This window comes from Nonomuraea sp. NPDC001684 (genome assembly GCF_053596515.1).
In genome coordinates, this window is sequence record NZ_JBSFGJ010000535.1 from 1 (window position 1) to 5,863 (window position 5,863).

Genomic DNA, 5,863 nt, shown 5'->3' on the forward strand with positions numbered 1-5,863 from the left:
ACGTTGGGGCATATTTCCCGCACCGGGTGACATATCACCCGACGTGCCATTCGCTGCGCGGGCTGCACCTGGGCGACCGGCCCACCCGGCTGCTGCGGAAGGTCCGAGGTCTGGAGCTCGTGCCGCTGCCCGGCGCGGAGGAGTGCTGCGGCTTCGGCGGCACGTTCGCGGTCAAGAACCCGGCGGTGTCGGCCGCCATGGGGGCCGACAAGGTGCGCGGCATCCTCGACACGGGCGCCGAGGTCATCTGCGCGGCCGACAACTCGTGCCTGATGCACATCGGCGGCACCCTGAGCCGTCAGAAGACGGGGGTCAGGACGATGCACCTGGCGGAGATCCTCGCAGCCACGGAGGAGACCCGATGAGCGCAACATTCCTCGGCATGCCCGGAAATTTCCCGAATAATGCGGCGAAAGCCGTGGAGGACTCGCAACTGCGGTTCAACCTCCGGAAAGCCACTCACACCATTCGCGGCAAGCGCGCCGGCGTCGTCGGCGAGCTGCCCGACTGGGCCGAGCTGCGCGCGGCCGGCAAGGCCGTCAAGGACCACACGCTCCGCCACCTCGACCGCTACCTGCTGCAGCTGGAGGAGGCCGTCCGGCGGGCGGGCGGCACCGTCCACTGGGCCAGGGACGCCGAGGAGGCCAACCGCATCGTCGGCGACCTGGTCGCGGCCACCGGCGAGACCGAGGTGGTCAAGGTCAAGTCGATGGCCACCCAGGAGATCGGGCTCAACGAGGCGCTGGCCCGGCGTGGCATCACCGCGTACGAGACGGACCTGGCCGAGCTGATCGTGCAGCTCGGGGACGACTTCCCCAGCCACATCCTGGTCCCCGCGATCCACCGCAACCGCTCGGAGATCCGCGAGATCTTCCTCGACCGCATGCCCGGCGTGCCCGACGGCCTCACCGACGAGCCGCCCGCCCTGGCCGAGGCCGCCCGGCTCCACCTGCGCGAACGTTTCCTCCGGAGCAAGGTCGCCGTCTCCGGGGCGAACTTCATGATCGCCGAGACCGGCACGCTGGTCGTGCTGGAGTCGGAGGGCAACGGCCGCATGTGCCTGACCCTCCCCGAGACGCTCATCAGCGTCGTCGGCATCGAGAAGCTGCTGCCGACCTGGCGGGATCTGGAGGTCTTCCTCCAGCTTCTTCCGCGCAGCTCCACAGGTGAGCGGATGAATCCGTACACCAGCACGTGGACCGGCGCCACCGAGGGCCAGGACTTCCACCTGGTGCTGCTCGACAACGGCCGCACCGACGTGCTCGCCGACGAGGTGGGCCGCCAGGCGCTGCGCTGCATCCGCTGCTCGGCCTGCCTGAACGTGTGCCCGGTCTACGAACGCGCGGGCGGCCACGCGTACGGCTCGGTCTACCCCGGGCCGATCGGGGCCATCCTCACCCCGCAGCTCAGGGGCATGTCCTCGGACCTGGACGCCTCGCTGCCGTTCGCCTCCAGCCTGTGCGGAGCCTGCCTGGAGGTCTGCCCGGTGGCCATCGACATCCCCGAGGTGCTGGTGGACCTGCGGGCCAGGGCGCCGCACGCGGCGGCCGAGCGCGCGGGCATGAAGGCCGCCGGCTGGGTGCTGGACGACCAGGCCCGGCTGGCCAGGGCGCAGCGGCTGGCCGCCCGGCTGCGCAAGCTGGTGCCCAAGCGGCGGCTGCCCGGCCCGCTGGCGGCCTGGACCGACACCCGGGACGTGCCCGACATCCCGGAAGAATCCTTCAGAGACTGGTGGGAGCGGAACGATGGGCGCGCGTGAGGAGATCCTGGCCAAAGTCAGGAAGGCGGTCGCGGACGCGCCCGAGACGGAGGTCGCCCGGCACTACCGCACCCGCCCGGACGTGGACGACGTGGTGGGCCTGTTCGCCGAGCGGGTGCGCGACTACCGGGCCGTCGTGCACGTGCTGCCCGACGCGGACGTGCCCGGCAAGCTGGCCGAGCTGGCCGCCGGCCGCCGCGTGATCGTCCCGGACGGCTTCGCCTGGGCGGCCCCGAGCAGCCCGGACGCCGGCACCGACCGGCGCTGGGACACCCTCGACGCCGCCGACGGCGTGATCACCGCCTGCGCGGTGGCCATAGCCGAGACCGGGACCATCGTCCTGGACCACGGGCCCGGCCAGGGCGCCAGGGCGCAGACGCTGATCCCCGACCACCACGTCTGCGTGGTGCGCGCCGACCAGATCGTGGCGGGCGTGCCCGAGGCGGTGGCCAGGCTCGACCCGGCCCGCCCGCTCACCTGGATCAGCGGCCCGTCGGCGACCAGCGACATCGAGCTGAACCGGGTCGAGGGCGTGCACGGCCCCCGGACCCTCGAAGTGATCATCAGCACCTGAACGCCGGCGCCGCGCGGCGGATCGTCGGCACCTGGCACCGCGGCGACGGCGCGGGCCGTCAGCACCTCTCACCGCGGCGACGGCGCGGGCCGTCAGTACCTGAGCACGGCGGCCACGTCCTGCACGTCGTCGGTGAACCACAGTTCGGCGTCCGTCATGGCGGCGGCCCTGACCACGGCCGAGTCCGCGCGCTCCTCGACCGGCTGCTCGACGCCCCAGCGCCGCAGCTCGCCCTGGTCGGTGGAGAGCTGGGTGCCGCCCTCGCCGGTCCACACGGTCCGGTCGAGCTGGGCGGGCATGAGCACCGCGTGCACCCTGCCCTCGCGCAGGGCGTGCGCCACCTGGGACAGGCCGGCCGGGCCCGAGGACTCGCGGTGGCGGTCGAGCAGCTCGGCGCGGCGGCGTTCGAGCCAGTCGTCCAGCGCGCGCTCGACGTCGGCCTCGAACTGGCCGTGGTCGGAGCGGCTGCCGTGCTCGACCATCATCACCCGGTCGGCGGACTTGGTGCTGAGGTGTTGCAGCAGGTAGGAGCGTGACTTCGGCTCGCCGGCCACGATGATCAGCTCGGCGCCGATCCTGCGCACCTGCTCGTCGATCTCGCGGGCGACGGCGACCGCGTTCTTCTCCCACGTCTCCTCGGCGCCCCGCTCGTACCGCTTCTGCGACCAGCCGCCCTGGGCGGTCTTCTGCAGCGGCCAGTCGGCCGCCTCCACGGTGGTCGTGCGCGGCGCGCCGCCGCCGAACACCGACAGCTCGGCCCCGGCGTGGTCCACGATGACGCGCAGGTGCGGCACGTTCTCGCCGCGCTGCCTCAGCATCGGCGTGACGTGCGGCAGCGGCGACACGGTCGCCATCTCGTACGGCGCCCGCGCCAGCGGCTCGGCCAGCACCACCGCGCCGTGCGTGGCGAACAGCGCCTGGCCGGGTGACGGCCGGTTGGCGGCCACCTCCAGGGCGTCGATGGTCTCGGGGTCGGTCCCGTCGAGCTGGTCACGGACGCTGTGCCAGTGCGTCTCCCGCTGCGGCTCGGTGAGCGCGCCCAGATAGACCGACGCGTACGGGCCCCGCCGCTCGTACAGCGGCCTGATGAAGTCGAGACGCACAGGTCACCACCTCCGCTCTTCGATGCCGAGGCCGAGCGCCTTGGCCACGTCGGCGATGTTCACAAAACGGCGGTCGGGAAGGGATCGCACCATGTCGGCCACCTGGTCGGGGGCGTCCACGTTCTCGGCGTGCTGGAGCAGGTCGTCCTTGGAGGCGGGCCAACGGGTGTCGCTGAGCCATCTGGCCAGGTCGCTGCGGATGTCGGCGCCACGCCGGGTGATGCCTTGGGGGGTGCCGGGCTCGTGTCCCGGGGGGTACGACTGCCCTGACTCCTCGCCGGGCCCGGGCATGGACTCGGTCTCCTTCCACTCCTCGGCGTGCGTGCTGCCGCCGCCGCGGACCATGCCCTCGGTCTCGTGCTTCTGCTGATCGTCCAGGCGCGGACCGTGTTTGTCGCTCCCACGTTCCATAGTTCCCTCACTCCTCTCGAATCGGCCCCTACCCCCGCTTTCGTGGGCAAACATCATGAGTGTGTAGGGTGCGCACGTGTTCGATCCCGATGCGCGCATCGCCGCCGGACGGCTCGTGCTCCGGCCGTTCGACCCCCGTGACGCCGCCCGCGTGCGGTCGGTGGTGGAGACGGTGGATCCCGGCGACCGCTTCCTCCCGCCGGGCGCGCCCGTCCACGCCTCCGGCGTCGGCCAGTGGCTCGCGCACGGCGTGCACGAGCTGTACCGCTCGCAGCAGGGCCTGCACCTGGCCATGACCGAGGCCGACGACCGCATCGTGGGCGCCATCAGCCTGTTCAGGACGTCGTGGACGGCGGGCACCACCGAGGTCGGCTACGGCGTCCACCCGACGTACCGGGGCCGCGGCTACGCCACCGAGGCCGTGCGCGCCCTGACCGCCTGGGTGTTCGCCACCACCGCCCTGCGCAGGGTGGACCTCACCGCGAACCTGGACAACCCGGCCTCCCTGCGCGTCGCGCTGAAAGCCGGCTTCACCTGGGAAGGCGTGCTGCGCGCCGCCGTGCTGGAGGAGGACGGCCCGCACGACCTGGTCGTCCTCGGCCTGCTGCGCGAGGACTCCGGCGAGCCCGCGCCCGCCCTGCCGAAGACCGAGCTGCGCACGCCCCGGCTGCTGCTGCGGCAGCCCGTCCTCGCCGACGTGCCCGGCCTGGCCGCCACCGGCGCCGACCCGCTCACCCAGGCCAGGACCGGCGTCCCCCGCGACTACAGCGAGGAGCACGCCCGCGCGTTCGTCGACGTCTGCGAACGGATGCGGATGAGGGGCGCGGGCATCGCGTTCACCGTGGAGGAGTTCACCACCACCCGTTTCGTGGCCAACGTGGACCTCAGGGACCTCGACTGGCGCAACCGTACGGCCGAGGTCGGCTACATGACCGCGCCCTGGGCCCGCGGCCGGGGCTACGCGGGCGAGGCCGTGACCGCGATCGCCCGCTGGCTGTTCGAGCGCCACGGCTTCCGCCGGCTGCAACTGCGGGCCGCGGTGTCGAACCCGGCCTCCCAACGCGTGGCGGAGAAGGCCGGCTTCACCCGCGAGGGCGTGGCCCGCGCCGCGCTCGACGGCGAGGACCTGGTCGTCTACAGCCTGGTCCCGTCCGACCTGGCCTGAGGGCACAGCGGACTGGCCTGGCCGGCCCATGGTGAAACCCGGCCGGAACCGTCACCCTGGGGGATGAGGACGGTGAGGCTGAATGATCACGGTTGTCGGCTGGGACGGGATCGAGCTGCCGGCCGGGGCCGCGGGCAGGCTGCGTGAGGCGGAGCTCGTCGTGGGCCCCGCCGCCATTCTCGGCCGGCTCGGGGTCGACGGACGCGCCGCGGACGACGGCGACGTGCTCCAGGTCCTCGACGGCCATCTCGGGCCGGACCGGGGCCCGGCCGTCGTGGTCGCCGAGGGCGATCCCGGCTTCTTCGGAGTCGTCCGCACCCTACGGGCGCACGGCCTGCGGCCGGACGTCCTGCCGGCCACCTCGCTGATCAGCCGCGCCTTCGCCTGCGCCGGGCTCAACTGGGAGGACGCCCTCGTCGTCGCCCCCTCCGGCCCCGGCCGGCTCGCCCGCGTGGTGAACGCCTGCCGCGCCCATCCCAAGGTCGCGCTGCTCGTCGCGCCCGGCGTCGGCCCCGCCGAGATCGCCAGGGAGCTGGCGCCGACCACGCCGCGCGCCCTGATCGTCTGCGAGGACCTGGGCGGCCCGGGACAGCGCGTCACGCACAGCCGCATGGGGGAGGCCACCACCCGGCCGTGGAAGGACCCCGACGTGGTCCTCGTCATCGACCCGCTGCACCGGCCCGGGCAGCCGGGCTGGGTGGCCGGGGCGCAACCCGGCCCGGCGGAGTGGGCGCTGCCGTGGGAGAGCGGGCTGCCCGCCGAGGTGCGGGCGTTCGTCCTGGCCAAGCTGGGTCCCCGGCTCGGCGACCTGGTCTGGGACGTCGGCGCGGGCGAGGGCGAGCTCGCCGTCG

General features: G+C 73.4%; 7 protein-coding genes. 5 read left to right on the forward strand and 2 right to left on the reverse strand.

All coding sequences use genetic code 11. From position 1 onward, the window contains the following. From ACWCSD_RS46290 to ACWCSD_RS46300, 3 genes are all read left to right on the forward strand, one after another. The coding region (locus ACWCSD_RS46290) for a heterodisulfide reductase-related iron-sulfur binding cluster (RefSeq protein ID WP_449925105.1) at nt 1-365 on the forward strand (365 nt) is incomplete at its 5' end. Beyond that, nucleotides 362-1,759, forward strand: coding sequence for a lactate utilization protein B (locus ACWCSD_RS46295; protein WP_449925108.1), 1,398 nt, complete (start codon nt 362-364; stop codon nt 1,757-1,759). The genes ACWCSD_RS46290 and ACWCSD_RS46295, both read left to right, overlap by 4 nt. Further along, complete coding sequence (locus ACWCSD_RS46300) at nt 1,746-2,333, forward strand: LutC/YkgG family protein (RefSeq protein ID WP_449925111.1); 588 nt, start codon at nt 1,746-1,748, stop codon at nt 2,331-2,333. The genes ACWCSD_RS46295 and ACWCSD_RS46300 overlap by 14 nt, the downstream gene beginning before the upstream one ends. A gap of 92 nt (nt 2,334-2,425) precedes the next feature. Here the strand turns inward: ACWCSD_RS46300 and ACWCSD_RS46305 are convergent, their stop codons facing one another. Continuing rightward, complete coding sequence (locus tag ACWCSD_RS46305) at nt 2,426-3,436, reverse strand: baeRF2 domain-containing protein (protein ID WP_352360607.1); 1,011 nt, start codon at nt 3,434-3,436, stop codon at nt 2,426-2,428. Between the two features lie 3 nt (nt 3,437-3,439). Continuing rightward, nucleotides 3,440-3,847 (reverse strand): DUF2795 domain-containing protein, encoded by a 408-nt coding sequence (locus tag ACWCSD_RS46310; RefSeq protein WP_387678930.1) that lies wholly within the window; start codon nt 3,845-3,847, stop codon nt 3,440-3,442. A gap of 76 nt (nt 3,848-3,923) precedes the next feature. Here ACWCSD_RS46310 and ACWCSD_RS46315 point away from each other — a divergent pair, with 76 nt between their 5' ends. Both ACWCSD_RS46315 and ACWCSD_RS46320 read left to right on the forward strand, forming a co-directional pair. Then, on the forward strand, nt 3,924-5,012 hold the full coding sequence (locus ACWCSD_RS46315; protein WP_449925115.1) for a GNAT family N-acetyltransferase: 1,089 nt from the start codon (nt 3,924-3,926) through the stop codon (nt 5,010-5,012). An 82-nt stretch (nt 5,013-5,094) separates the two neighbouring features. Further along, nucleotides 5,095-5,863, forward strand: a 769-nt coding sequence (locus ACWCSD_RS46320) for a bifunctional cobalt-precorrin-7 (C(5))-methyltransferase CbiE/decarboxylating cobalt-precorrin-6B (C(15))-methyltransferase CbiT (RefSeq protein WP_449925118.1), incomplete at its 3' end; no start/stop codon positions are given.